Below are 24,953 nucleotides of genomic sequence, written 5' to 3' on the forward strand. Positions count from 1 at the left end.
AGAGCCCGAGGAGTCCGATCATGAACCAGGTCCAGTTCGAAACCCGCACCAGTTCCCATGCCGACACCGCTGCCAGCGCACCGCGCGGGGTCGACGAATCGCAACTCGCCGCCTACAACGCCGCGTTCACCGAGCTTGGCCTGCGCTTTCGCTGGGACAGCGAGATGTACGCCTGGCTATGTGGCATCGAATGCGAGCACAGCCGCATCGCGCGCTATATCGAGCAGTATCACGCGCACCTGCTCAAGGCCTACGATGCCGGCTTCCTCAGCCGGCTGATCCTCGACAAGAAGGCCGACTACCTGCGTGCGAAGGCGCTTAAGGCCAACTGAGCAACGACGTCTTTTTCCCCGGCGGGCCTGCGCCATGCACCAAAATTGCGCCGAAAGTGCGTCACCGCACATTTCAGGGATGCCAGGCTCGCTAATGTCTGCCTACCAATCAAAAACAAGGAGGCAGCCATGGGGTCACAGACGATGTTCGGCGCCGACGCGCCAGCCGGCACGCTCGCGCAGCAGCGCGAAGGGGCTTTCGCCAGCACCGGCGACTTGCCGATGCAGCATTGCCCGATCGAACCCACCTGGATCCGTACCGGGGCCCCGCAATCGCGCGCCGCGCAGCATTCCCGCGCGATCGACGGCCTGGCATCCACCAATGTGTGGGAATGCACGGGTGGCACGTTCGAGTGGTACTACGGCTGGGAGGAGACCGTGCTGATTCTGGAAGGCCAGGTCAGGGTCACCAGCGCCACCGGGCGCATGCATGTGCTGCGGGCCGGCGACATCGGCTATTTCCCTGCCAACACGACCTGGTTCTGGGAGGTCGATGGCTATGTGCGCAAGGTGGCGTTCTGCCGCAAGCAGGTCCCGATCACGCTGCGCTTTGCCACCCGCGTGCTGGCACGGCTGAACTTCACCAATCGCGCTGGCGAGGCCTGCGGTGCCGCCACGGCTGCCCTGCGCCGCGCGATGGCGCGGATTGGCCTGCGCGATACGTCCGCCCTCACCCTGCTGATGACGCTGCCGCTCTGACACGGATCAACAGGGCGAGCACCGGCGAGAACCGGCGAGAACCGGCGCTTGCCTTGTTCCTTGCTGGATGCCAGCGCCCGGACTATCGACTATCCGCGCATGTGGTTGACCAGCGATCCAATGCCCTCGATCGTGACCTCCACCACGGCGCCATCCTTCATCGAGCCGACGCCGACCGACGTGCCGCAGGCGATCACATCGCCAGGCATCAGCGTGAGATCCTGCGAGATCAGGCTGACCTGTTGCTCGGGCGAGAAGATCAGGTCAGACAGCGGATAGTTCTGCCGCTGCGCGCCGTCGAGCCGCGTCACCACGCTGGTGGCGCGCCAGTCGAATTCCGTGACGATCACGGGGCCCAGGCAGCCGAAGGTGTCGAAGCCCTTGGCACGGCACCACTGCGGGAAATTCGGGTCCTCCGCGATCAGCTCGGCTGCGGTGACGTCGTTGACCACGGTGTAGCCGAAGATATGCGCCGCGGCATCGTCCGGCGCCACGTTGCGGCATCGGCGGCCGATCACGATGCCAAGCTCGCCCTCGTAGACGACCTTGCCGCTGTAGCTGCGGGGCCGCAGGATGGCATCCCCTGGCCCCGCCAGCGAACTCGCCGGCTTGATCAGGAATAGCGGATGCGCCGGCACCGGCTTTTCCAGCTTGCGCGCCAGCGCATGGAAGTTGTTCCACAGCGCCACGATCTTGCCCGGCTCGCACGGGCTCAGCAACCGCAGTCCCTCGTGCGGCAAGGTCGCGCCGGTGGGCTCCGGCCGCGCGTGGCCCGGGCCATCGTACTCGATGACATGATCGCCCTCGATCCGGCCAAAGCCGACCTCGCCGTCACCGGTCTGGAAGCGAATCCACGTTTGCATCGCAAGCTCCTTAGGCGAGAACGGCACACGCCCGTGTCCGCGCCTGTGCCGCATTGTCAAGAAACTGGCCCGCGCATGCGTGCATGGCGGGCCGGTTTTACCGCATGGCGCACCGATCAGATCTTGCCGGCGCCGCGGGCCCACTTGTACTTGGCCCCCAGCACCGCGACCGGGATCTCGGTCGAGTACGCGTAAGACGGCACGCCGTGCTCGTACAGGTATTCGGCAGCCTCCTCCACCTGCACGTCGCCCGCCAGCGAAGCCACGATCGGCTTGTCGATGCCGCGCGCTGCCATCTCCTCCTTCACCTCCACCACCAGCTTGGCAAACACCATCGGCGGCGTGATGATGGTGTGCCAGTAGCCCAGGATGATGGCGTGGATACGCGGGTCCTCCATGCCCAGGCGCAAGGTGTTCTTGTATGTGGTGGGCGGCTCGCCGCCGGTGATATCCACCGGATTGCCCGCCGCGCCAAAGGGCGGGATGAACTTGCGGAATGCCGCGTCGAGATCGTCCGGCATGGTCATCAGCGACAGGTTGTTGTCCACGCAAGCGTCCGACAGCAACACGCCCGAGCCGCCGGCGCCGGTGATGATCACCACGTTCTCACCCTTGGGCGTGGGCAGCTTGGGAATGCCGCGCGCGAACTCCAGCAGATCGCGCAGCGAGCGCGCGCGGATCACGCCGCACTGCCTGAACACGTCCTCGTAGATCTTGTCGTTGCCCGCCAGCGCACCCGTGTGCGAACTGGCGGCGCGTGCGCCCATGCTTGTGCGCCCGGCCTTGAGCACGACCACCGGCTTTTTCTTCGAGACCCGTTTCGCCGCTTCGGCGAAGGCGCGGCCGTCCTTCAGATCCTCGCAGTGCTGGGCGATGATCTCGGTGTTGTCGTCCTGCTCGAAGAACGTCAGCAGATCGTCTTCATCGATATCCGACTTGTTGCCCAGCCCGACGATGGCCGACACGCCCATCTTGGCCGAGCGCGAGAAGCCGATGATGGCCATGCCGATGCCACCGGACTGCGACGACAGCGCGGCCTTGCCCTTGACGTCATACGGCGTGCAGAAGGTCGCGCACAGGTTCTTGGGCGTGTAGTAGAAGCCGTAGATATTCGGCCCCATCAAGCGGATATCGTGCTTGCGCGCGATGGCGACGATCTCCTCCTGCCCTTGCACGTTGCCGGTCTCGGCAAACCCGGAGGGAATCAGCACCGCACCCGGAATGTGCTTCTTGCCCACCTCTTCCAGCGCCCCGGCCACCAGCTTGGCGGGAATGGCGAAGACCGCCACATCCACCTCGCCCGGCACATCGAGCACGCTCTTGTAGGCGGTCATGCCCATGATCTCGCCGCCCTTGGGATGGATCGGGTAGATCTTGCCCTGGTAGCCGCCGTTGATCAGGTTCTTCATCACCGAGTTGCCGATCTTGCCGTCCTCGTTCGAGGCGCCGACCACGGCTACCGAATCGGGACGCATGATGCGGTTCATCTGTCTGACGATAGCCTCCTGGCTGGGGCGATAGCGCGCCGGCTGCGGCGCGAAATCCACCACGATGCGCACGTCCGCGGCGATGGCGCCGTCCTTGCTGGCAAACACCGGGTTGAGGTCAAGCTCCGAGATTTCCGGGAAATCGCTCACCAGTTCGGAGACCCGCTGGATCATGCCGGCCAGCGCCTCGCGATCGGCCGGATCGGCGCCGCGCACGCCCTTGAGCACATCGGCGGCGGCGATACCATCGAGCATTGACAGCGCATCCTCCTGGCTGGCCGGCGCCATGCGGAAGGTGATGTCCTTGAGCACTTCCACCAGCACGCCGCCGAGGCCGAATGCCACCAGCTTGCCGAACGACGGATCGGTGACCGCGCCGATGATCACCTCCTGCCCGCCGGCGATCATTTGCTGCACCTGCACGCCGACGATATTGGCCTTGGCGTCGTACTTCTTCGCGTTCTCGATGATGCTCAGGTAACCGCTCTCCACATCCGCCGCGTTCTTCAGGCCCACCAGTACCCCACCCGCCTCGGTCTTGTGCAGGATGTCGGGCGACACGATCTTGAGCACCACCGGGTAGCCCATCTTGTCCGCCAGCTCGACCGCACCGGTGGGTGACTTCGCCACGCCCTCGCCCGGCACCGGGATGCCATAGGCGTCGCACACCAGCTTGCCCTCGGGCGCCGTCAGTGCGTTGCGGCCTTCTTCCTTCACGGCGGCGAGGATCTTCCGCACCGCGTCCTTATTGTGTGCCATGTCAGGTCTCCATCTGTTCATGGATTGCGTAGGGATGAACCGGCCCTCGCCCTCGCGTGAAACGCGAGGGCGGGCGGCTTGTGAACTCAGTTCGGGAGGTGCTTGAATTAATGCAGAGACGCCCGGGGCGTCAGACCGCCCCGGCGGCGCGCAAGGCGGCGATCTGCGAAGGCGTGCGCCCCAGCCAGTCGAGGATTTCCTCGGTATGCTCGCCCAGCAGCGGCGAACGCTCCACCTCCACCGGCGACGCCGACAGGGTAATCGGGCATCCCAGCTGCACGTACTGGCCGCGCTCCGGATGATCCAGCTCCACCAGGTAGCCGCGCTCGTACATCGACTTGTCCTCGATCAGGTCTTTCATCGACAGGATCGGGCCGCATGGCACGTCGACCTCGTTGAGCGCCTCCATCACCTCGAACTTGGTGCGCGTGCGCGTCCATTTCTCGATGATGGAGAAGCACTCTTCCAGGCATTTGAGGCGGGCTTCCGGCGTCGCGAACTGCGCATGCGTGATCAGGTCTTCCCTGCCGCACAGGCGCATCAGCGGCTCCCAGCCTTGCGGCTGGACGATCACGTAGACGTAGTCGTTGGCCCCGCCCGGGGCACAGCGCAGCGCAGCGCCGGGCTGGCCACCGCCCGAGGCATTGCCGGCGCGCGGCACGAAGTCGTCGAACGCCTGGCTGGGATATTCGCGCATCGGGCCGGCGGCCAGGCGCTGCTGGTCGCGCAGCTTGACCCGGCACAGGTTGAGCACGGAATCCTGCATCGCCACTTCCACCCGCTGCCCGCGCCCGGAATGCTCGCGATGCAGCAGCGCGGCAAGGATGCCCACCACGCAGTGGATGCCCGTGCCGGAATCGCCGATCTGCGCGCCGGTGACAGTGGGAGGGCCCTCGCTGGAACCCGTGGTGCTGGCCGAGCCGCCCATGCACTGGGCCACGTTCTCATACGCCTTGCAATCCGCATACGGCCCCGGGCCGAAGCCCTTGATCGACGCGTAGATCAGCCGCGGGTTGAGCGTGCGCAGGCGGTCCCAGTCGAAGCCCGCGCGGTCCAGCACGCCGGGGCCGAAGTTCTCCACCAGCACGTCGCAGCGCTGCACCAGGTCCTCCAGCAGCGCCTTGCCTTCCGGCGTCTTCATATTGAGCGTCAGGCTGCGCTTGTTGGAGTTGAGCATCGTGAAGTAGAGGCTGTCGGCGTTGGGCACGTCGCGCAGCTGGCTGCGCGTGATGTCGCCGCGCCCCGGCAACTCCACCTTGATCACATCGGCCCCCAGCCATGCCATCAGCTGGGTGGCCGAAGGGCCGGCCTGCACATGGGTCATGTCCAGGATCCGCACACCTTCGAGTGCCTTGTTCATGGTCTTGTCTCCTCGCACCGGGGTTACTTGTACATGGTCTGGTTCTTGGTGCCCGGCGCGTACTCGCGCGGATCCACCCAGATATTGATCACGGCCGACTTTCCGGTGCGCTGCACCGCCTCGCGCCCGCGCTGCAGCGCGCCGGCGATCTTGCCCGGGTCGCGCACTTCCTCGCCATAGCCGCCGAGCATTTCGGCGAACCTGGAGAACGGCACGTCCGACAGCAGGTTGCCCACGTTGCCGCGCGCCTCGCCGTACTTGGCGAGCTGGCCGTAGCGGATCTGGTTCATGGCGGAGTTGTTGCCGATCACCGCCAGATAGGGCACGCCGAAACGGTTGGCGGTTTCCATGTCGAACGCCGTCATGCCGAAGGAGCCGTCGCCGTAGTAGCAGAGGATTTCCTTGTTGGGGTTGGCCAGGCCAGCGGCGATGGCAAAACCGGTGCCGACGCCCAGCGAGCCCAGCGCACCCGGGTCCATCCACTGCCCGGGACGGCGCGGGCGCACCGCTTGCGCGGAGATGGTCACCACGTCGCCGCCGTCGCCGATGTAGACCGTGTCGTCCGACAGGAACTCATTCAGTTCATAGGCCACGCGGTACGGATGGATCGGCGTGTTTTCCGAGCGGAACAGCGGCATCAGCTTCTCGGCCGCCACGGCCTCGGCTTCGGTCAGCTGGCCCATCCATTTCTGGCGCGCCTGGCGCTTGTCGTGCTTGATGCGCCCGCTGGCAGCCTGCAGCACCGCGCCGAGGATGGCACCGGGGTCGCCCACCAGGCCAAGATCGATCTCACGGTTCTTGCCGACCGTGCGGTAGTCCATATCGATCTGCACCAGCGTCAGCTCCTTGCTGATGCGCTTGCCGTAGCCCATGCGGAAGTCGAACGGCGTGCCCACGATGATCAGCACGTCGGCGTTGGCGAAAGCTTGCGTACGGGTGCGGTCGAAGTGATGCGGATCGCCCGGCGGCAGCAGGCCGCGGCTGGCGCCGTTGAAATAGCCGGGAATATCCAGGCCCTTGAGCAGCGCGATGGCCTCTTCATGACCGCGCGCGGTCCAGACCTGCTGGCCGTAGAGGATGGCCGGACGCTCGGCATTGACCAGGATGTCGGCCAGGCGCTCGATATCCCTCGGGTCGCCGATGGATCGGGTGGAGGCGCGATAGTGGCCGGGGCGCGGAATCACCGCGCGCGATACATCGACTTCGCGGTCGAGCACGTCACGCGGGATTTCCAGGTAGGCCGGGCCGGGTGCGCCGTTGAAGCATTCGCGCGCCGCCATCGAGATCATGTCCGCCACCCGCTCGGTGCTGGGGATGGTGGCAGCAAACTTGGTGATGGCCGACATCATGTCCACGTGCGGCAGGTCTTGCAGCGAGCCCATCTTGTGCTGGGACAGCGCGCCCTGTCCGCCGATATGGATGATCGGGCTTTCCGAGCGGAAAGCCGTCGCCACGCCGGTCACGGCATTGGTGCAGCCAGGGCCGGCTGTGGTCACCACACAGCCCAGCTTGCCGGTCTGGCGGGCGTAGCCGTCCGCCGCGTGCGCGGCAACCTGCTCATGGCGCACGTCGATGATGCGGATGCCCTCGTCCACGCAGCCGTCGTAAATGTCGATGATGTGGCCGCCACACAGCGTGAAGATGGTGTCGACGCCTTCGTTCTTCAGGGCCCGCGCTACCAGGTGGCCGCCGGAAATCACGCCGGCATCGCGGGTTTTCTGCTTCAGGGTGTCTTCGGCCGTGGTGGATTCAGGCCGCGTGGGTGCGACTGCAGACATGTCTTGGTCTCCTCGTTGACTGGGTTGCGACAGGCTGTGACGCGGACCTGGCCCGTTGTCACGACATCCTTTCGCCCTTTGCTGCTTGGCTGCCTGGCCGATGCCTGCCCTGCATGTCACCTGGCCCTGCGACGCTATCGATCCTTTTCGCCGGATCTTGATGACATACGGTATGTGATATATCAACGAATCTCAAGGAAAATTTCGGTATCGGGAGAAGTGTTTCAACGACGCGATGCAGCAATTCAGCCCAAAAATGACAATGGATAAGCGAAATTGCTGAGTCCGAGCACATTCATTCCGATTCCTCACGGGTTGGATCTGCTCACGGCTTCATACGGCCTCTTCAGGGAAAACGGCCTTGTTTATCTTTGATATATTACATACCATATTTTACAGCGCATCCTGCCGGACCACCCGGTTCTGCGGCTCGCCGGCACGCGCATTACCAAGAGCGAGGAGACTGTGAACATTCACGAATATCAGGCCAAGGAATTGCTCAGGCGCTTCGACGTGGCCGTGCCACGCGGCGCGGTCGCCTTTACCCCCGAGGAAGCCGCTAGCGCGGCACGCAAGATCGGCGGATCCACATGGGTGGTGAAGTCCCAGATCCATGCCGGCGGCCGCGGCGCCGGCCGCTTTGCCGGCGACCCCGACGGCAAGGGCGGCGTACGCGTGGTGAAGTCCGTCGACGCGGTGCGTGCGCAGGCCGAGCAGATGCTCGGCAAAGTGCTCGTCACCAAGCAGACCGGAGAGGCCGGACGCGAGGTAAAGCGCCTATATGTGGAGGAAGGCTGCGAGATTGCCCGCGAGCTTTACCTGGGCATGCTGATCGACCGCGCCACCTCCCGCATCACGCTGATGGCCTCGACCGAAGGCGGCATGGAGATCGAGGAAGTGGCGGCCCGCACGCCGGAGAAGATCCTGAAGGTTGCGATCGACCCGGCCAGCGGCATCCAGCCCTTCCATGCGCGCCGCCTGGCCTTTGGGCTGGGGCTCGTCGGCAAGCAGGTGAGCGCCGCCTCGCGCTTCATCTTGTCCGCCTATCGCGCCTTTACCGAACTGGACGCGTCGGTCGTGGAAATCAACCCGCTGGTCGTCACGCGCGCGGGCGGCGTGATCGCGCTCGACGCCAAGTTCAATTTTGACGATAACGCGCTGTACCGCCATCCGGATATCGAATCCCTGCGCGACGAGACCGAGGAAGATCCCGCCGAGGCGGCAGCCGCCCGCCACGGGCTGAATTACGTCAAGCTCGATGGCAGCATCGGCTGCATGGTCAACGGTGCCGGGCTGGCGATGGCCACCATGGACATCATCCAGCTCTACGGCGGCGAGCCGGCCAACTTCCTCGACGTGGGTGGCGGCGCCACCAAGGAGCGCGTGACGGCGGCCTTCCGCCTGATCCTGGACGACCCCAAGGTCAAAGGCATCCTGGTGAACATCTTCGGCGGCATCATGCGCTGCGACGTGATCGCCGAAGGGGTGGTGGCCGCCGCGCGCGAGATCGACCTCACGGTGCCGCTGGTGGTCCGGCTCGAAGGCACCAACGTGGAACTCGGCAAGGCCATCCTGCGCGACTCGGGCCTGCCGATCCTGTCGGCCGATCATCTTGCCGACGCCGCCGAAAAAGTGGTCAAGGCGGTGAAGGCCGCGCAAGGTCACGTCCAGATACTGGGAGGGCATTGACATGGCCGTACTGATCCATCAAGACACCAAGGTGATCTGCCAGGGCTTTACCGGCGCGCAAGGCACCTTTCACTCCGAGCAAGCGGTGGCCTATGGCACGTGCATGGTCGGCGGGGTGACGCCCGGCAAGGGGGGCGAGACGCATCTGGGGCTGCCGGTGTTCGACACCGTGGCCGCGGCGGTAGCGCGCACCGGCGCCGACGCCTCGGTCATCTACGTGCCACCACCCTTCGCCGCCGATGCCATCCTGGAAGCCGTGGATGCCGGTATCGGCCTGATCGTGTGCATTACCGAAGGCATCCCGGTGATCGACATGGTGCGGGTCAAGCGCGCGCTCTGCGCCTCGGGCAGCCGCCTGGTCGGACCCAACTGCCCGGGCGTGATCACGCCGGGCCAGTGCAAGATCGGCATCATGCCAGGCCATATCCACCGTCCTGGCAAGATCGGCGTGGTGTCCCGCTCCGGCACCCTCACCTATGAGGCCGTGGCGCAAACCACCGCCGCGGGGCTCGGGCAAAGCACCTGCATCGGCATTGGCGGCGATCCGGTCAATGGCACCAGCTTCATCGATTGCCTGGAGATGTTCCTGGCCGACGACGATACCGAAGGCATCATCATGATCGGCGAGATCGGCGGCTCGGCGGAAGAAGAAGCGGCACAGTTCCTGCAGGACGCGCGCAGCGGCGGGCGCGTCAAACCCGTGGTGGGCTTTATTGCCGGCACGACTGCCCCGCCGGGACGGCGCATGGGACATGCTGGCGCGATCATCTCGGGCGGCATGGGTACGGCCGAGGCCAAGATCGACGCCATGCGCGCTGCCGGGATCCGCATCGCGCGCTCGCCGGCCGAGCTGGGCAAGACGATGGTGGAGGCGATGGTGGAGGCGATGGAGGTGTAGCGGGTGGCTGCCGGATATAGAACGAGAACGGCGGACAATGTCCGCCGTTCTTGATTGCCAGAGTGCCAGAGGCGGGCGCCTCTGATTTCAGCCTTCAATCCAGGAAGTCGCAGTTCTTCTCGACATAATCCGCCAGATCCAGCGAATGCTGGCGCACCAGCTTCTCGGCCAGTTCGGTGTCGCGTTTTTCCAGCGCCTCGATGATGCGCAGGTGATCGACGATGGAGCGCGAAGCGCGATCGCTTTGCGAGATCGTCATCTTCCGGATGGCGCGCACATGGATAAAGATGTTCTTGATCGAATCCATGATGATCTGCGACTTCGACAACTGCACGATCGCCTGGTGGAAGGCGATGTTCGCGTCGGAGTATTCCTCGATATGCTCAGCCGGCGTGGCATCGCGGAAGCTATCGAACATATGGCGCAGTTGCGCGATCTCCTGGTCGCTGGCGTTCAGCGTGGCCAGGCGCGCGGCCATGCTCTCGAGCGCGGCCCACACCTGGATCATCTCGACGATTTCGCGCTTGGTCTTGCGCATGATGTAGATGCCGCGGCGCGGCACCGTGCGCAGGAACCCTTCCTGCTCCAGCAGCGTCATGGCCTCGCGGATCGGGGTGCGGCTCACGCCCAGCGCCTCGCTCAGGACTCGCTCGTCCAGCCGGATTTCCTCGGTCGACTGATAGATGTCGGCGTCGGCAATGGCCTGGCGCAGCATGGCGTACGCCTGGTCGCGCAGGCTGGCACCGGCGTTGATGGGTTGGAGGGACAGGGTCAGTGCAGCAGGCTGGACCGCGGATTGAGTTTGCGCAGACATGAATGGGCTCTTGTTGAAACCAGCGCCGCGGCGAACGGGACAGTCGCCTGCGGCTTCCCGCTTAGCTTACCAAAAGCAGCCATTGCATGAGCTGAATGCATAGGAAAATGCACAATTGATATAAATCGGCTGCCAGGGTGGCGGTTTTGCGTATATGGTATATCACATGGTGCGCCGCCGAAACCGGCCGGCGCCACCATTTCGTCCCGGCCGGCCCGGCACCCGCGCTCAAGCCACCTGCGCCATCCGTTCACGCTGCTTGATCAGGCCCAGCACCGCGTCCACCATCGGTGTGGGCTGCCCCACCAACCGGCCCATTTCCTGCACCACCGTCAGCAAGGGGTCGATCTCCATGGCCCGCCCTGCCTCCAGGTCCTGCAGCATGGAAGTCTTGTGTGCCCCAACCGCGCCGGCGCCGTCGATGCGGCGCTCCACATCTACCCGGAACCGCACGCCAAACCGTTCCGCAATCGCTTGCGCTTCCAGCATCATTGCGCGCGATAGTCCACGGGTGGCCGGATCGGCTGTGATGATATCCAGCGTGGCATGCGTGAGCGCGCTGATCGGGTTGAAGCACAGGTTGCCCCACAGCTTGAGCCAGATCTCGTCGCGGATATTGTCGCGGATGGGCGCTTCCAGTCCGCCGGCCACCATCATTTCGCTCAGGTGGCTCACGCGCGCCGAGTTGCTGCCGTCGGGCTCGCCCAGCGGGAATTTCTTGCCGTAGACATGGCGGATCACGCCGGGCGCCGCGATCTCGGCGGCGGGATAGAGCACACAGCCGATCGCCCGCTCCGGCCCCAGGCCACGCCACTGGCGCCCGCCCGGGTCGACGCTTTCCAGCCTGGTGCCCGCGAGCGGACCGCCGTGCTGATGGAAATACCAGTAAGGGATGCCGTTGACACCCGTCACCACCGCTGTCCTGGGACCAAGCAACGGCTGCATCAGGTCCACCACGCCCGGCACGGAATGCGCTTTCAGGGTGATGAAGACATAGTCCTGCGGCCCCAGCGTGGCCGGGTCATCAGTGCAATTGACCTTGGCCACCCTCTCCTCGCCCTCGCTCAGCAGCCGCAGGCCGTTGGCGCGCATGGCGGCCAGATGGGGGCCACGTGCGACCAGGCTGACCTCGGCGCCCGCCAATGCCAGCTGGACGCCGAGATAGCCGCCGATTGCGCCGGCGCCATAGATACACACTTTCATGATGTCGTCTCCCGGTGGTTTTATGGGCGTATGTTTTGATATATCACATACTATATTCCACAAAGACCGAACACAACCTCAATCTACCGCCGCCCTGGACCTGCCGCATGCCCAAGTCAGCACACGCCGATCACAAAATGGCACATCAGACACTTCCATCAACCGCTTTACGAACTTCCCGCGCCATGCCGCGCGCTGTCAAGATCCGCCCACTGAGCGCCTGTACCGCGTGGAACCGGATGCCCGGCAGGCAGCGGACGCCACCTCGATTGCCGCCCACGCGGCCGGTAACCGACATAGCGCAGGCGTGATGTTGCCAAGCCTGGAGCGGGTATCATGTGCGACGCAGATCAACGCACAACAATGCACAACAACGAACAATCACCACGGGATCCCACCCGCCTAATGATTTCCGCAGATCCAGCCGGCGCGGCCGGCACCGGCCCCGACGCCTCGCTGCCCCGTGCCGAGCGGGCCTACCAGCACCTGCGCAATGCGATCCAGGCCGGGCAGCTGCCCTCCGGTACCCGCCTGCGCGAAGTGGAGCTAGCCGCCTCGCTGGGGCTGTCGCGCACGCCGGTGCGCGAAGCGCTGTCGCGGCTGGAATCCGAAGGCCTGGTCGTCAACGAGCCTAACCGGGGCATGATGGTGACCCAGCTCGACGCCAGCATGGTGAGCGAGCTCTATGTCATGCGCGAGGTGCTGGAAGGCACCGCCGCCGCGCTGGCCGCGCGCCACGCTACCGATGTGGAAATCTCGCTGCTGCGCGACATCGTCCAGCGCGACCTGGCTATAACCGACCAGCCCGACAAGCTCGCCGCCAACAACCGGCTCTTCCACGAAACGCTGCACCGCTGCGCGCACAACCGCTACCTGCTCAAGACCTTGCGCTCGCTGCACGAGTCGATGGCACTGCTGGGGCGCACCACGCTGGCGCTACCGGGACGCGCCCGGGTCTCCTACGAAGAGCACATTGCACTTGTGGAAGCCCTGGAGCAACGCGATCCCGCGCTAGCCGAGCAAATCACGCGCCGGCACATCCAGCAGGCGTACAAGGCGCGGCTATCGATGTGGATCGAGGAACAATCCGAGGCCTGAGGCCTGAGTCCTGGCATGCGGGCAGCAATCTTCACTCAGGTGGCCGCAATCGCCCGCGCCCCGCGCCACGTCCCCAGGCTAAGCACCGCCAGCGCCCCCAGGATCAACGCCACCGCACCGAACGTCTGCGGCGCGATCTGCTCGCTGCCCAGCCACGCGCCCACCGCCAGCGCCACCGGCGGGTTCACGTAGACATAGCTTGAGGAAACCGTCGGCGATACGTTTGCCACCAGGTACATATAGGCAGAAAACGCCACCAGCGACCCAGCCACCACCAGGTAGACCCACGCCCACCACGCCTGGCTGCTGACCGTCCGCGGCCAGGGCTCGCCGAACGCAACGGACAGGACCAGCAAGATCGCCCCGCCCAGCAGCATCTCGGCGGCAAACGCCACCGCACCTTGCGGCAAATCCAGGCGCCTGGCGATCTGCGAACCAAACGACCAACTGCCGATAGCCACCAGCAAAGCCATGACGCCCGTGGCACTCGCGCGAAACTCCGCGCCGCCGGTCAGCACCAGGATGCCCGCGCTGCCCAGCGCAATGGCCAGCACTTCGTACCAGCGCGGCCGCGCGCCAAAGCAAATTCCCCAGAACAAGCCAAAGATCGGCATCGCACCAATCATCACAGTAGTCGCCCCGGACGAGATGGTCTGCTCCGCCACCGCCGTCAGCCCCATTCCGCCGACCAGCAGGAAACCGGCCAGCACACCGCAATTGCGCAACTGGCGCAAGGTCGGCATGGCGGCGCCGCGATAGCGCAACCACAGCGCCAGCAACACGCCGGCGCAGAGAAAACGCGAACCCATCATCAGGAACGGCGGAAAGCTCTCCAAGGTGAAACGGATGGCGAGATAGGTCGTGCCCCATACCAAGTAGGTAATCATCAGGCAGAGCAGCAAGCGGGGGGAGATGGTGGGCACGGGAAGACCGGGAGAAAGCACAGGGGGCCTTCAAGATAGCGCGATCCGGTGCGCCCGCAAAAGGAAAATGACTCGCAAGGCTTGTGAGGCGATCTCACAAAAGTGAGCAACGGAGCTAGCGCCAATAAAAAAACCGGCCAAAAGGCGCTGCGCTCCTCGGAGCGACGCGTTGGCCGGTTTTGCCGCGCGAAACAGATCCGCGCCGGTTTGACATGGCATCTGCCATCCTTCGCCAGGACAGATGCGTTAGCGCATCGCCGCGACGGGCAGCATGAAAGCCGTCAAACCAAGACTACATACATCAACAACAAACAACAACAGTTAACTACGACGCACTACGGCAGCATTCACTCTTGATTCTTGATGTCGGTGCTCGGGCGATCAGCCGTTCGCGAAAACGATCTTTGCCTTGCGAGCCTGGTTCTGAAGGCGGCCCAGCACGGATTGCACAGCGGCGATGGCGCTCTTCACGTCGTCGACGAAGGCCGGGCTGCGGGGACCAAGTTCGCGTTCGATCAGTTCACGCTCGAGTTGGTCGGTCATCTTGATGTCGGATTGGGTGTTCATGGCTTTCTTCCTTTCAGGGATAACCCTCATCGGGTTTTCCCTAATTGTAGCAAAAGAAATGACGCACAGCAGCATTAGGTGATAGTACGTACCGCGCACCGCAGCGAATGCTGAAAAACGCAACCATGAGATGTTGCTCAAGCCACTCTTGGCTAGCAGAAAAAGCGACGTACTATGCTCAACAATGAACTTATATGCGCTTTTGTATGCCTTTTTTGATCGCTATTGCGATTTAGCTCTCTCCGACACAACTTGCTACGTGCCCCATAGCCTGCCTGATATTGCGCTCTGTGACGCCCCGCCAACGGCGGCCAAGCCCCTCTCAACCGCTGCAGCCAGGGCCGTTACCTATTCGACGCACCTGAAAGCACCTCACAATCCGTGGAGTACGTGCTGCACCAGCAGAGCGGACAGGACGAACATGGTCGTACCGATGAGACCATCCAGCACCTGCCAGGCCCTCGGCCGGGCGAACCACGGCGCCAGCCAGCGCGCGCCAAAGCCCAGAAGCCCGAACCAGAATAGGCTGGCAAAACTGGCGCCCGCCACGAACCAGCCTCGCAGCGCTGCCGGTTGCTGGGCACCGATGCTGCCCACCAGCAGCACCGTATCCAGATAAACATGAGGATTGAGCAGCGTGAACGCTGCCGCCTGAGCCAACGCGGCACCCCTGCTAAGCCCCTTCCCACCGTCGGATGCTTTCAATGGATGAGCATGCCGCGCGCGGCGCAGCGCCTGCCATCCATATACCGCCAGGAAGACGGCACCGGCCAGTGCTAGGACACGCGCGAGGCCGGGGCGCTCCCCCAATGCCTGGGCCATGCCCATGACACCCGCTGCAATCAGCAATGCGTCCGCCATGGCGCACAACAGCACCACGCTGCCCACATGCTCACGACGCAGCCCCTGGCGCAGTACGAATGCATTCTGTGCGCCGATGGCAACGATGAGCCCCAGGCTCAGGGCCAGGCCTTGGAGGGAAACGGATAAGGCAAGAGAAGTATTCATACATCTAGCTTGCCTGCACTAGCGAATGAAGACAAACTACCTTTTCTTCATTCTATTTAGCCGAACTTAACTTATGCTGGATTACTCCGCTCTATCCGCGCTGGCTGCCGTGGTTCGGGAGGGTAGCTTCGAGCGTGCAGCCCGCGCTCTCCATGTAACGCCATCGGCAATTTCGCAGCGCGTTCGGCTGCTGGAAGAGCGCGTAGGCTGCGCGCTGGTGGTGCGCGATCAGCCCTGCCGGGCCACGGAGACGGGCCGCCGGCTTTGCCAGCACATTGACCGTGTGCGGCTGCTCGAGCAGGAGTTGCAAGGGGCGCTACCGGCGCTTGCCCCGGAGGGCATGGCACGGGTAGCGCTGCCCATTGCGGTGAATGCCGACAGCCTGGCCACCTGGGTCGCGCCGGCCATCGCCACCTTCGCGGCAGAAAGTCCCGTGTTGATGGAGTTGGCGGTGGACGACCAGGACCACACCACGGAGTGGTTGCGTAGCGGCGCAGTGCTGGCCGCCGTAACAGCCACAGCCCGTCCTGCCGCTGGCTGCAACAGTCGTCCGCTGGGCTCCATGCGCTACCTGGCGGCCGCCAGCCCGGCTTTCATCCAGCGCCATTTCGGCGATGGCGTGGGCGCCGGCAGCCTGGCGCAGGCGCCCAGCCTAATGTTCAACACCAAAGATGAGTTGCAGGCGCGGTGGGTGCGGCGTTTGTGCCATCGGCACGTGGAGCTTCCCCGGCACACGTTGCCTTCGTCCCACGCCTTTGTGACAGCGGCGTTGGCTGGCATGGGCTGGGGCTTGCATCCTGAGGCACTGATCGCCCCTCATCTTGAGGACGGTTCACTCGTCGAGTTGGTGCCGAACACCCAGCTTGATGTACCGCTTCACTGGCAACACGCACGCGCGGCGTCAGGGTTGCTCGAAGGTTTGAATCGCGAGGTTCTCGCCGCCGCTCGCGCCGCGCTGTTACCGCCCTGAGTGGCGCCGGGTCAAATGCGCGTTATCTGATTCGGATGCACGCCTGCTTTTGGCTTAACTCCGCCGAATTGCAGGCGTGCTGTGCTGGTCCGCAATTGAGCGGATTGACCTGCACCACTGGACGACAGAACTGTGCTCTTCCGATCTGACAGGGTTGAGCGCAAACCGTGGCAGGAAACCGTGGATAGCCCAGCTTTACAGGGCCACATTGAACCAGACAGGTGGGCTACAAGCCAGGACGAGAGTTTCGTCGTGATGAGGCCGCCAAAGTGGGCATGGCTGTATGCTGCCCTGCCGCCGCCTCTTAAGAGAAGCGAACTGTTCATCGTGCGCCGTCGAAACCGCTGCCCGCGGCCCTGAATGGCGCCTCTCGCCAAACCTGGTTCACGAATCCAGACCCATGGGCCAACCCACCCGACGCAGTTTGATCGTATGCAGAATTGGCGTGCTTTCGCTCCAGCCGTCTATCCGAACACCTTTACCGCGAAATCCAGAAAGCTGCGCAGCTTCGGCGTCATTCGGCGGTCCGGGGCGTAGAGGATATGGAGCGGACGGGTTGGCGGTTCGTAGTCCGGTAATAGGCGCACAAGCCGGCGGGCAGCCAGATCAGCCTCCACCAGTTCAAGCGGCTGCAGCAGGATGCCCTGCCCAGCCACCGCAGCCATGCGCAGGGCTTCACCGCTGTCTGCCATCAGCCGTCCGGTCACCGGCACGGTGACGCGGCCATCGGCACTACAAAAATCCCAATGTGTTCGTAGAGAGGTATGGGAGAAGCCGAGGCATTGATGTTGCTGCAGATCCATCGGGTGATTCAGCGCCGGACAATTAGTGAGATAAGTCGGCGCCGCACATAGTACGAGTTGATAAGGCCGCAAGGTGCGGGCCATCAGGCTGCTATCGGCCAATTCGCCCACCCGGAACACGGCGTCGTAGCCCTCATCAATCAGGTCAACCGTGCGGTTCGCGAGCGTGAGGTCCACAGTGACGTCCGGGTGGGCCGCTAGGTAGTCGGTCAGTGATGGCGTTAAGGCATGGATTCCAAAAGTGACCGGCGCGTTGACTTTGAGTCGACCGCGCGGTGTGGCGCGGGTCTCGGCGACAAGTGATTCGGCGGCTTCCACCTCGGCAAGAATGATTCTGGCCCGCTCGTAAAACGTCCTGCCGATTTCCGTCAGGCTATGGCGCCGGGTCGTGCGGCGAAGCAATCGAACGCCCAGGTGCTGCTCCAGCATCTGGACATGCTTGCCAACCAGTTGGGGGGAGGTCCGCAGAGCGTCTGCTGCCGCCGAGAACGAGCCGGCCTCGACGGTCTTGACAAAGATCTGCATGGCAGCAAGACGGTCCATTAGAAATATCTCGTTTGCAGTAAATCAGCGCTTTACCAATTTATCGCGTCTTGTTTGCTGCCGTACAGTGTGTCCATCACGCTTCACGGACAGGAAGACATAGTGCGGAGCGCGATTCTGAAGGCACTCGGCACATGAGTTGCCCATACTTTTTTTGAGAGGCCGAGCATATTATGACGGTAGAAACAAACAAACTAATCATGTCCCGCTTTGTGGACTTCATTAACACCGCCAGCGAGCAACTCGCCAAAGAGCTCATTTCTCCTGACGCAATATTCCATGTTCCGGGTCGGCCAGAGCCCGTGGTGGGTCCGGCCGGCTATCTTGAGATCATAGGCATGATGCGCGGTGGATTTCCGGATATTCAATGGACGCTGGAAGAGTTGGTCGCTGAAGGTGAGAAAGTGGCAGCTCGATTCACGATGCGTGGTACGCACCAGGGCACCTTCTTCAACATTCCTCCCACAGGCAAGAAAATTGAAGTTCAAGCGACGAACTTCTACCGGTTGTCTGGTGGGCAATTTGTCGAAGAGCGCGGGCAACCCGATCTGCTTTCCTTGCTTCAACAGATCGGCGCTGTTCCGACGTAACCCCATTGGAGCTATTCGTCACGATACGCAAGGGACGTGCCGATTAGCGTGCCCATTCTGCCGAACCATTGATGTACCTTGGTGACCATCTCGGTGATGGCCGGCTCGCTTCCTTTCAGTTGGGAACGGCGTAGTCCACCTGCTGTCGCCAAATACGGACACCCTCCAGTGCGTCGCGCACTGCGGTATGGGCGGGGTGATCGGCATAGGCGCGCAACGCGGACACAGACTCGAAATCGGACAGCAGCACGACATCAGCGGCGTAGTCGATACGGCTGATGTCCACGCCAACCTCGATTTGCAGCAGCCCGGGAACGCGGCCGGCCAGGCTCTCGAACTGGCGCCTCACCAGTTCGCAGGCGGCCTGGCGTTCGGCGTCGCTGCCGGCCGCGACCTTCCACATGACTATATGACGGATCATGCGCGGCTCCTGAAAGGTGGAATCACTGTGACGGGAATTAGCATCGGTTGAGGACAAAGTCATGGTGCAAGGTGTAGTAGGGTTGATCCAGTTCAGACCCGTCGGGGGCGATGCCGGCCGGGTGCGAGATCCAGTTGGAGACTAGGGTCGAACGGACACCGAACACGGCATCTGAGTCGAGATACGGGCCATCGCTGCGGAAGATATGTGTGATCAGCCGCTCATAGCTTTCGGCTTCGATCTTGAAGTGCAGGTGCGCCGGCCGCCACGGATGACGCTCCAGAGCCTGCAGCATGCGGCCTACAGGACCGTCATAGGGAATCGGATAAGGCACGGCCAGGATCGAGCGGAAATGGAAAGCACCCGTGGCATCCGTGCGGACCCTGCCCCTGCCCTGAAGGTGATCGAGCCCGGCACGCTGGACATCGTAGAAGCCTTCGTCATCGGATTGCCAGACTGCCACTTCCGCACCGGCGACCGGTTCGCCGCCGAGTCCCCTGACGGTCCCGGAAACGAAGCACGGGATGCCACGGGCTCCATTGGCGATATCCCCGCCGTTCTCCACGACGGGCGAGTCTTCCACGTAGAACGGGCCGAATACCGTGGCCTCGGTGCAGCCAGGCGGTATGCGGTTGTTCAATGCAGTCACCAGCGTGGAGAGACCCAGTGTGTCGGAGAGCAGGATGAACTCCTGGCGCTTGTCGTCGCACATCTGGCCAGTTTCGGTCAGGAAGCGGATCCCTTGATGCCACTCCGCTTCCGTCAACTCCACTTCACGGGCAAATTCGTGGAGGTGCTTGACCAGACTCTCCATAATCTTGACCAGGCGCGGATTCCCCGACCGGCTGGCTGCGAGCACGGCCTGGGTGATGCTGACTTCGTCGATGTCTTTCATTGTCACCATGATCCCGATGAAGGTGTCGTGGCGTCCGCAGCGGCGGACGCCCACCGGCTACTTCAGTTTGAACAGCTTGATGGCATTGCCGCGGCCGATCTTCTCGCGATCCGCCTCGCTGATACTCGCGTGGTCAAACCACTTCGCGGCATGATCGACGTTCTCGAATGGCCAGTCGGTCGAGAACAGGATGCGGTCCGCGCCGACCTCCAGAATGGCATCGATCAGCGTCTGGTTGTGGAAATTGCCGGATGTGGTCAGATGGAAGTTCCGTTGGAAATAGTGGCGGAAGCTCTCCTGCGCGGGATAAGACTTGGGGGTGTCGACCCAGGCATTGCGGTTGTCCATGCGCCACAGGCTGTACGGCAGTCCCTCGCCCAGGTGGCCGAGGACGATCTGCAACGCGGGATGCCGGTCGAACAGACCGGAAGCCATCAGGCGCAAGGCGTGGACCGCGGTCTCCTGCCCGAATGCCCACGTCGGACCCAGCAGCCAGGGGTGACCTTCGTAGATCTGGGCCCATGATGCGATCGGGTTGCGCGGATGCAGGTAAAACGGAACATCCAGTTTTTCCACGGCAGCCCAGAACGACGCGTATTGCGGCGCGTCGTAGTAGACGACGTTCTCGGGTGAATCGATCTGCGAGAAGCCGTTGACCAGCGCCCCGCGCATGCCCAAATCCCGGATGCAGCGCGTGAGCTCCGTCGTGGCGAAGTCCGGATCCTGCAGTGGCAGTGCCGCCAGCCCCTGGAACCGGTCTGGACGCCGCGCCACCTGCTCCGCCAGAAAATCGTTGGCACGGACTGCCAGCTCGCACGCCTTCTTGCGATCGGGGATCGCCTGAATCGCTGGCGCATTCAGGGACAACAGCATCATCTCCATGCCGTTCTCGTCCATCTGCCGCAGGCGGTCATCCTGGATGTCGAGCAGCCGCCGGCTCAATTCCTTCCAATAGTCGCCAGGGACGAAGCCGGCGGAGTCGTTGAGCGTCTCGGGAATGGCGAAATGCTCTTCCAGTCCAATCTTTCCTTGCATGGTGTTCCTTATTGTCGAATCTAAGGTCCCGGGATAGGTCCGGTGAACGTGAGGGAGGCGTCGTCGATGCGGCTCAGTACTGCCCCTTGGCCTCCAGGCCAAGCAAATGCTGGCCGGCCATTGAAGACACCGCATCCCAATTCAGGCTGATGTGCTTGGCGATGGCATTGCCGTCACGCCAGAGGCGCTGGATCGGCTGCGACAGCGCCAGGCCGTTGCCGCCCGTGTTGTCGAAAATGGCATTGATCGAATCGCGAGCGAGCCGCGCGGCGAAGGCATGGTCAAGTCGGTTGCGGATACGTGTATCGACGTCGATTTCCTGGCCAGCCAGGGCAAGTCGCTCTACTTCGGCCACGTCGCGATAGATCAGCAGGCGGGCGGCATCAATCATCGCCGATGCTTCTGCGACCCGAGACTGGACCGGGAAAAACTCTGCAAGGCGGCTGCCTCCTCCCGCCACCGCGCCACGCGTGACGCGCGAGCCCGCGGCGGCAAGGAAGGCATCGATAGCGCCTTGCGCCGCGCCCAGTATCGGCGACACCAGACACACCGGCAGCGCCGACAAGAAAGGGATGCGGTAAAGCGGATTGGTGTTCATCACCGCGCCGGGCGGCAGGTTAGATGAGGCTTGAGCGAATGTCAGCTTCCGATGAGCCGGCACCAGCGTGGGGACCTTGATGTCGACAGCCTTGGAGCCGGTGCCCGCCTGGCCGGCCGTGAACCAGTCGTCATGGATTGTCCATTGCTCACGCGGGACGAGCAGGAACCCAGCATGTGGCACCGGTGTCTCGTCGTCCGGCGCGAACTGCACGCCGATCAACGCCCACTGGGAATTGTCGATATTCGAAGCCCAGTGCCATCTGCCCGCGACGACGTAGCCGTCCTGAACGCGCTCGGCCTTTACCGTCGGGGCATAGGAGCCGCACACGATAGCATCCGGATTGGTACCCCAGACGTCCTCCTGAGCCTGAGCCGGAAAAGTGCCGAGAAGCCACTGGTGGACGCTGCCCAACGAGCAGCCCCAGGCCGACGAGGGGCAGCCTCGCCCGAGCTCGCTGATGATGTCCACGAATGCCGAGAAACCGTACTCGTAGCCGCCGAAGCGCGCAGGCTGCATGAGCCGGAAGAAGCCTGCGTCGCGAAAGAGCGCCGTGGCCTCTTCGGAGACGCGCCGTGCCTCTTCAGTCCGCTGGGCATGCGGCCTCAGGAAGCCTTCAGAGATCTCCCTGGCGCGCTCCATCAACCTGGAGAGCTCGGGCGCACTCGCCACTGGCGAGTGCCTGCCTGGGGCGCCTGCCGTATCCACGCGGGAGGCCTGGGTGAGGTTGGGGGAATCGTTCATCGCTGCACTCGTTTCGGGACATGGCGTCGTTGCCTGCCTGAAATCTACGTCCAGTTATTTGCAAACGCAAATATTTTGACGTAAGGAGTTACCCTAGTTCGAGTGCTTTTCCAGAAAGTGAATGCGGCGTTGCGCCGCATCAGCACCAGGGAAAGCTGGAATTTGGCGCCAACATAGGGGATTCCCCCTTAGGAAAAACCCCGAGGCAAGAATTCTGCTCAGAGCAGGCGCGAGAATCTATACTCTTAATTAACTTGCAAACGCAAATATATAGATGCTAGCCGGCAAGCGGCGAAAGGTTGGAATACATGCGTACTAGCATCTGCTTGAGCACCTTAACTTCCTCCGCGCTGAAGCCAGCGATGACCACCCTTTCGAACAAGGCGCCAAGCGGGATGGTCTGGGAAGCGAGCTGGGCACCCGGGGCAAGCAGTTGAATTTTGATCGAACGCGCATCCGCAGTGTCGCGGCGGCGGGCAACCAGGCCCTTCTCCTCGAGCGAAGTGATCAGGCGCGACAGCGTGGAGACGTCGATGCTGGTGTGCTCCGCGAGCTCAACAATGGCCTGCTCGTCGCGGTGCGAGAGTGAGGCGAGTACGCGGTAACCGGGCAACGTAATGTCGAACTGCCGCAGGTACTTCGAGAAGGCTACGCCAATGCCTACACCAGCACGATTGAGGAGATACGGCACCGATTGCTCTAGGTCGAATCCCTCCGGAACGGCAGCAATAGCAGGCTCGATGCCCCGGGATTTCGGCTTCGCTTCTCGAGCAACGGACTGAGTACTTTTTTTGGTCGGCTTCATGCTGGCGGGTCGGTGGCTGTCCATACAGCGTCGCAGTGTCGGTGCGAAGTGAATTTTAGCATGCACATGCATGTAAGCCTGAGCGGCACCACCGTTTCGGGAACAAACTCTGAGGAGACTATCATGAGCTGGGAAAGTGCATGGGCCACTTCGCCGGGCGATCTGCCGAACGGCAAACTAGCAGCGCCGGACTTCGATCCGCGCGATCTGCGCAACGCATTGGGGCGCTTTGCTACCGGGGTATGCCTGATCACAACCATGGGATCCGACGGCAAGCGCGAGGGCCTGACCGCGAATTCGTTCAGCTCCGTTTCGCTGGAGCCGCCTATCGTCCTGTGGAGCTTGCGTCGGGGCGCTGGCAGCCTTGCCACGTTTATTACCGCAGAACACTTCTGCATCAACGTGCTGCATGCCGATCAGATCGATATCTCCCGCCACTTCTGCCGGCCCCAAATGGACAAGTTCACGGAAATCGAGGACGCATTCGATAGCGGAATCGGGAGCCTGCCCACGCTCAAGGGAGCGCTGGCGACGTTCGAATGCAAGCGCATCTCCCACCAGGTCGTGGGCGATCACGTGATCTTCTACGGCCTCGTGCAGCGCTACACCTACTGCGATGCGAATCCCCTCGCCTTCCACGCTGGCAACTATGCCTGCCTGCAACCGGCTTGATGCCGCCATCGGCCCTTTACCTGGATAGAACCATGGATCGTACAAGTACTTCGTTGGCGGGGACGCGAGTGGCCACGCGCGCAGTTCCCGGTGAGGTTGCCTTCTGGTGCGCCCTCGTTGCACTGCTGGATGGATTTGATACGCAGGCCATCGCCTATGTCGCCCCCGTGCTCGCAGAGGCCTGGCGCATTCCTGCGGCATCTTTCGGCCTGGTGTTCGCGGCTGGCTTGCTGGGGCTGACCGTCGGCACACTCTTCGTCGGACCCTATGCCGACAAGATTGGCCGAAGGCCCGTGATCATTGGGTCGACTATCGTATTTGGCGGCTTCGCCCTGGCGACGGCCTACGCCGGCTCCATCGAGCAGGTGCTGGTGCTGCGCTTCCTGACCGGCATCGGGCTGGGCGGAGCCATGCCGAATCTGATTGCCCTGACCTCGGAGGTGTCGTCACCCACAGCCAGGGCGCGTATGGTGACCATCATGTTTTCGGGCTATCCGCTCGGGGCCGTGGTTGGCGGCTTCGTCAGCGCCGCGCTGATCGGGAAGTTTGGCTGGCAAGTCGTTTTCTACCTTGGTGGCGGATTACCGCTGCTGGTGGCCCTGGGTCTGCTTCTGCGGCTCCCCGAGTCTCCGAGCTTCGGCGCCATGTCGCAAAAGACCATCACGCAAGAGCCGACCTCCGGCGTAGTAACTCCCCCAAGCGTATCCGAGCTGTTCCGGAGCGACCACCGCCGGACCACGCTTCTGGTTTGGCTCGCCTACTTCTGCACGCTGTTGGTTGTGTTCACGATGACGGCCTGGCTTCCGACGCTCCTCAAGCAACGGGGGATGAGCGTGTCGCTTTCCATCGTTACCACTGCGCTCCTGAACCTGGGCGGGGTAGTGGGCGGCGCCTTGCTAAGTGCGTCCGTTCGTCGTTTCCACCCTTTGTCGCTGATCGCTGCGTCATACGCGGCCGCCGTGTTCGGAATCATCGTCGTCGCGGCAAGCGGTGGCAACAGCCAGTTGCTCATGATCGCAACCTTCCTGACAGGTGCCGGCCTGGTCGGCTCGCAACTCCTGATGAACGGGGTCGTAACGGAACTCTATCCGACGCGCATTCGCGTTACCGCGGTGGGATGGGCTCTTGGCGTGGGGCGCGTCGGAACGGTGCTGGGGCCCTTGATTGGCGGGTTCCTCCTGTCACAAGGGTGGAGCTATCTGGCCATGGTCGCCTGGATGGCCGCGCCAACAGCAGTCGCGGCCCTGGCCGCACTCCTGCTTCGCCGGCAGGCCGCGGCCAAGCGCGAACACGCTGCTTGACACTTCACTGAGTAAGCAATGACGCAGTAACACACTGGTCGGCCACCGCGCCGGCCTGGGTCACTGCGTGCCTAAATAAACTAGAACAAGAATGGAGG

24 protein-coding genes are annotated in these 24,953 nt (G+C 63.2%); 9 read left to right on the forward strand and 15 right to left on the reverse strand.

Features of this window, described 5'->3' with window-relative positions:
• The first annotated feature begins 20 nt into the window (after positions 1-20).
• Both AC1RQK_RS19855 and AC1RQK_RS19860 read left to right on the forward strand, forming a co-directional pair.
• A complete protein-coding gene (locus tag AC1RQK_RS19855; RefSeq protein ID WP_043355743.1) occupies positions 21-332 on the forward strand; it encodes a hypothetical protein in 312 nt (103 codons plus the stop codon).
• A gap of 129 nt (positions 333-461) precedes the next feature.
• Entirely contained in the window at positions 462-1,031 is a 570-nt protein-coding gene (locus AC1RQK_RS19860) for a cupin domain-containing protein (protein ID WP_492810659.1), read from the forward strand.
• An 89-nt stretch (positions 1,032-1,120) separates the two neighbouring features.
• Here AC1RQK_RS19860 and AC1RQK_RS19865 read toward each other — a convergent pair whose 3' ends face one another.
• The 4 genes from AC1RQK_RS19865 to AC1RQK_RS19880 all read right to left on the reverse strand — a co-directional run bounded on the left by AC1RQK_RS19865 (position 1,121) and on the right by AC1RQK_RS19880 (position 7,278).
• Positions 1,121-1,894, reverse strand: a complete 774-nt coding sequence (locus AC1RQK_RS19865) for a fumarylacetoacetate hydrolase family protein (protein WP_492810661.1) — start codon at positions 1,892-1,894, stop codon at positions 1,121-1,123.
• Between the two features lie 116 nt (positions 1,895-2,010).
• Positions 2,011-4,140, reverse strand: coding sequence for an acetate--CoA ligase family protein (locus tag AC1RQK_RS19870; protein WP_492810663.1), 2,130 nt, complete (start codon positions 4,138-4,140; stop codon positions 2,011-2,013).
• Positions 4,141-4,270: 130 nt separating this feature from the next.
• The gene (gene frc / locus AC1RQK_RS19875; protein WP_492810665.1) at positions 4,271-5,500 is read right to left on the reverse strand and encodes a formyl-CoA transferase; all 1,230 of its coding nucleotides are present in this window, start codon (positions 5,498-5,500) and stop codon (positions 4,271-4,273) included.
• 23 nt (positions 5,501-5,523) lie between these two features.
• Positions 5,524-7,278 (reverse strand): thiamine pyrophosphate-binding protein, encoded by a 1,755-nt coding sequence (locus AC1RQK_RS19880; protein ID WP_492810667.1) that lies wholly within the window; start codon positions 7,276-7,278, stop codon positions 5,524-5,526.
• Positions 7,279-7,743: 465 nt separating this feature from the next.
• On the opposite strand from AC1RQK_RS19880, the gene sucC reads away from it, so the two are divergent.
• Together sucC and sucD are read left to right on the forward strand one after the other, a co-directional pair.
• Entirely contained in the window at positions 7,744-8,967 is a 1,224-nt protein-coding gene (sucC, locus tag AC1RQK_RS19885) for an ADP-forming succinate--CoA ligase subunit beta (protein ID WP_492373116.1), read from the forward strand.
• A gap of 1 nt (position 8,968) precedes the next feature.
• Positions 8,969-9,865, forward strand: a complete 897-nt coding sequence (gene sucD / locus AC1RQK_RS19890; protein ID WP_492810669.1) for a succinate--CoA ligase subunit alpha — start codon at positions 8,969-8,971, stop codon at positions 9,863-9,865.
• Positions 9,866-9,959: 94 nt separating this feature from the next.
• On the opposite strand, the gene AC1RQK_RS19895 is transcribed toward sucD, so the two are convergent.
• Together AC1RQK_RS19895 and AC1RQK_RS19900 are read right to left on the reverse strand one after the other, a co-directional pair.
• A complete protein-coding gene (locus AC1RQK_RS19895) occupies positions 9,960-10,679 on the reverse strand; it encodes a GntR family transcriptional regulator (protein WP_183034614.1) in 720 nt (239 codons plus the stop codon).
• A gap of 228 nt (positions 10,680-10,907) precedes the next feature.
• A complete protein-coding gene (locus AC1RQK_RS19900; RefSeq protein ID WP_492373118.1) occupies positions 10,908-11,882 on the reverse strand; it encodes a 2-dehydropantoate 2-reductase in 975 nt (324 codons plus the stop codon).
• A gap of 405 nt (positions 11,883-12,287) precedes the next feature.
• On the opposite strand from AC1RQK_RS19900, the gene AC1RQK_RS19905 reads away from it, so the two are divergent.
• A complete protein-coding gene (locus AC1RQK_RS19905) occupies positions 12,288-12,980 on the forward strand; it encodes a GntR family transcriptional regulator (protein ID WP_492373119.1) in 693 nt (230 codons plus the stop codon).
• A 35-nt stretch (positions 12,981-13,015) separates the two neighbouring features.
• Here AC1RQK_RS19905 and yedA read toward each other — a convergent pair whose 3' ends face one another.
• From yedA to AC1RQK_RS19920, 3 genes are all read right to left on the reverse strand, one after another.
• Positions 13,016-13,894 (reverse strand): drug/metabolite exporter YedA, encoded by an 879-nt coding sequence (gene yedA / locus AC1RQK_RS19910; protein ID WP_492373178.1) that lies wholly within the window; start codon positions 13,892-13,894, stop codon positions 13,016-13,018.
• Positions 13,895-14,284: 390 nt separating this feature from the next.
• Positions 14,285-14,470, reverse strand: a complete 186-nt coding sequence (locus AC1RQK_RS19915) for a hypothetical protein (protein ID WP_150986638.1) — start codon at positions 14,468-14,470, stop codon at positions 14,285-14,287.
• Positions 14,471-14,842: 372 nt separating this feature from the next.
• The gene (locus AC1RQK_RS19920; protein ID WP_492373121.1) at positions 14,843-15,478 is read right to left on the reverse strand and encodes a LysE/ArgO family amino acid transporter; all 636 of its coding nucleotides are present in this window, start codon (positions 15,476-15,478) and stop codon (positions 14,843-14,845) included.
• A 73-nt stretch (positions 15,479-15,551) separates the two neighbouring features.
• Here AC1RQK_RS19920 and AC1RQK_RS19925 point away from each other — a divergent pair, with 73 nt between their 5' ends.
• A complete protein-coding gene (locus tag AC1RQK_RS19925) occupies positions 15,552-16,448 on the forward strand; it encodes a LysR family transcriptional regulator ArgP (RefSeq protein WP_492373122.1) in 897 nt (298 codons plus the stop codon).
• 464 nt (positions 16,449-16,912) lie between these two features.
• Here the strand turns inward: AC1RQK_RS19925 and AC1RQK_RS19930 are convergent, their stop codons facing one another.
• A complete protein-coding gene (locus AC1RQK_RS19930; protein ID WP_492373123.1) occupies positions 16,913-17,794 on the reverse strand; it encodes a LysR family transcriptional regulator in 882 nt (293 codons plus the stop codon).
• Between the two features lie 200 nt (positions 17,795-17,994).
• On the opposite strand from AC1RQK_RS19930, the gene AC1RQK_RS19935 reads away from it, so the two are divergent.
• Entirely contained in the window at positions 17,995-18,384 is a 390-nt protein-coding gene (locus AC1RQK_RS19935) for an ester cyclase (RefSeq protein ID WP_492373124.1), read from the forward strand.
• A 115-nt stretch (positions 18,385-18,499) separates the two neighbouring features.
• Here AC1RQK_RS19935 and AC1RQK_RS19940 read toward each other — a convergent pair whose 3' ends face one another.
• The 5 genes from AC1RQK_RS19940 to AC1RQK_RS19960 form a co-directional block, all read right to left on the reverse strand.
• Entirely contained in the window at positions 18,500-18,805 is a 306-nt protein-coding gene (locus AC1RQK_RS19940) for a Dabb family protein (protein WP_492373125.1), read from the reverse strand.
• Positions 18,806-18,842: 37 nt separating this feature from the next.
• Positions 18,843-19,700: an intradiol ring-cleavage dioxygenase gene (locus tag AC1RQK_RS19945; RefSeq protein ID WP_492810675.1), complete on the reverse strand. Its 858-nt coding sequence runs from the start codon at positions 19,698-19,700 to the stop codon at positions 18,843-18,845.
• Positions 19,701-19,757: 57 nt separating this feature from the next.
• Positions 19,758-20,735, reverse strand: coding sequence for an amidohydrolase family protein (locus AC1RQK_RS19950; protein WP_492373126.1), 978 nt, complete (start codon positions 20,733-20,735; stop codon positions 19,758-19,760).
• A gap of 73 nt (positions 20,736-20,808) precedes the next feature.
• Positions 20,809-22,077 (reverse strand): acyl-CoA dehydrogenase family protein, encoded by a 1,269-nt coding sequence (locus tag AC1RQK_RS19955; RefSeq protein WP_492810677.1) that lies wholly within the window; start codon positions 22,075-22,077, stop codon positions 20,809-20,811.
• Between the two features lie 277 nt (positions 22,078-22,354).
• Entirely contained in the window at positions 22,355-22,882 is a 528-nt protein-coding gene (locus tag AC1RQK_RS19960) for a MarR family winged helix-turn-helix transcriptional regulator (protein ID WP_492810679.1), read from the reverse strand.
• 60 nt (positions 22,883-22,942) lie between these two features.
• Here AC1RQK_RS19960 and AC1RQK_RS19965 point away from each other — a divergent pair, with 60 nt between their 5' ends.
• Complete coding sequence (locus AC1RQK_RS19965) at positions 22,943-23,554, forward strand: flavin reductase family protein (RefSeq protein WP_458766182.1); 612 nt, start codon at positions 22,943-22,945, stop codon at positions 23,552-23,554.
• Between the two features lie 32 nt (positions 23,555-23,586).
• Complete coding sequence (locus AC1RQK_RS19970) at positions 23,587-24,855, forward strand: MFS transporter (protein ID WP_458766184.1); 1,269 nt, start codon at positions 23,587-23,589, stop codon at positions 24,853-24,855.
• Positions 24,856-24,953 lie beyond the last annotated feature (98 nt).

This window comes from Cupriavidus sp. GW822-FHT02D05, assembly GCF_058802485.1.

Bases quoted from the DNA above. Each gene is read 5' to 3' on its own strand.
- AC1RQK_RS19865 (WP_492810661.1), bottom strand. From the start codon at position 1,894: ATGCAAACGTGGATTCGCTTCCAGACCGGTGACGGCGAGGTCGGCTTT.
- frc (WP_492810665.1), bottom strand. From the start codon at position 5,500: ATGAACAAGGCACTCGAAGGTGTGCGGATCCTGGACATGACCCATGTG.
- AC1RQK_RS19945 (WP_492810675.1), bottom strand. From the start codon at position 19,700: ATGAAAGACATCGACGAAGTCAGCATCACCCAGGCCGTGCTCGCAGCC.
- AC1RQK_RS19880 (WP_492810667.1), bottom strand. From the start codon at position 7,278: ATGTCTGCAGTCGCACCCACGCGGCCTGAATCCACCACGGCCGAAGAC.
- AC1RQK_RS19860 (WP_492810659.1), top strand. From the start codon at position 462: ATGGGGTCACAGACGATGTTCGGCGCCGACGCGCCAGCCGGCACGCTC.
- AC1RQK_RS19925 (WP_492373122.1), top strand. From the start codon at position 15,552: ATGCTGGATTACTCCGCTCTATCCGCGCTGGCTGCCGTGGTTCGGGAG.
- AC1RQK_RS19870 (WP_492810663.1), bottom strand. From the start codon at position 4,140: ATGGCACACAATAAGGACGCGGTGCGGAAGATCCTCGCCGCCGTGAAG.
- AC1RQK_RS19855 (WP_043355743.1), top strand. From the start codon at position 21: ATGAACCAGGTCCAGTTCGAAACCCGCACCAGTTCCCATGCCGACACC.
- sucD (WP_492810669.1), top strand. From the start codon at position 8,969: ATGGCCGTACTGATCCATCAAGACACCAAGGTGATCTGCCAGGGCTTT.
- AC1RQK_RS19970 (WP_458766184.1), top strand. From the start codon at position 23,587: ATGGATCGTACAAGTACTTCGTTGGCGGGGACGCGAGTGGCCACGCGC.
- AC1RQK_RS19955 (WP_492810677.1), bottom strand. From the start codon at position 22,077: ATGAACGATTCCCCCAACCTCACCCAGGCCTCCCGCGTGGATACGGCA.
- AC1RQK_RS19935 (WP_492373124.1), top strand. From the start codon at position 17,995: ATGTCCCGCTTTGTGGACTTCATTAACACCGCCAGCGAGCAACTCGCC.
- AC1RQK_RS19895 (WP_183034614.1), bottom strand. From the start codon at position 10,679: ATGTCTGCGCAAACTCAATCCGCGGTCCAGCCTGCTGCACTGACCCTG.
- AC1RQK_RS19915 (WP_150986638.1), bottom strand. From the start codon at position 14,470: ATGAACACCCAATCCGACATCAAGATGACCGACCAACTCGAGCGTGAA.
- AC1RQK_RS19950 (WP_492373126.1), bottom strand. From the start codon at position 20,735: ATGCAAGGAAAGATTGGACTGGAAGAGCATTTCGCCATTCCCGAGACG.
- AC1RQK_RS19900 (WP_492373118.1), bottom strand. From the start codon at position 11,882: ATGAAAGTGTGTATCTATGGCGCCGGCGCAATCGGCGGCTATCTCGGC.
- AC1RQK_RS19960 (WP_492810679.1), bottom strand. From the start codon at position 22,882: ATGAAGCCGACCAAAAAAAGTACTCAGTCCGTTGCTCGAGAAGCGAAG.
- AC1RQK_RS19905 (WP_492373119.1), top strand. From the start codon at position 12,288: ATGATTTCCGCAGATCCAGCCGGCGCGGCCGGCACCGGCCCCGACGCC.
- AC1RQK_RS19920 (WP_492373121.1), bottom strand. From the start codon at position 15,478: ATGAATACTTCTCTTGCCTTATCCGTTTCCCTCCAAGGCCTGGCCCTG.
- AC1RQK_RS19965 (WP_458766182.1), top strand. From the start codon at position 22,943: ATGCACATGCATGTAAGCCTGAGCGGCACCACCGTTTCGGGAACAAAC.
- AC1RQK_RS19940 (WP_492373125.1), bottom strand. From the start codon at position 18,805: ATGATCCGTCATATAGTCATGTGGAAGGTCGCGGCCGGCAGCGACGCC.
- AC1RQK_RS19930 (WP_492373123.1), bottom strand. From the start codon at position 17,794: ATGGACCGTCTTGCTGCCATGCAGATCTTTGTCAAGACCGTCGAGGCC.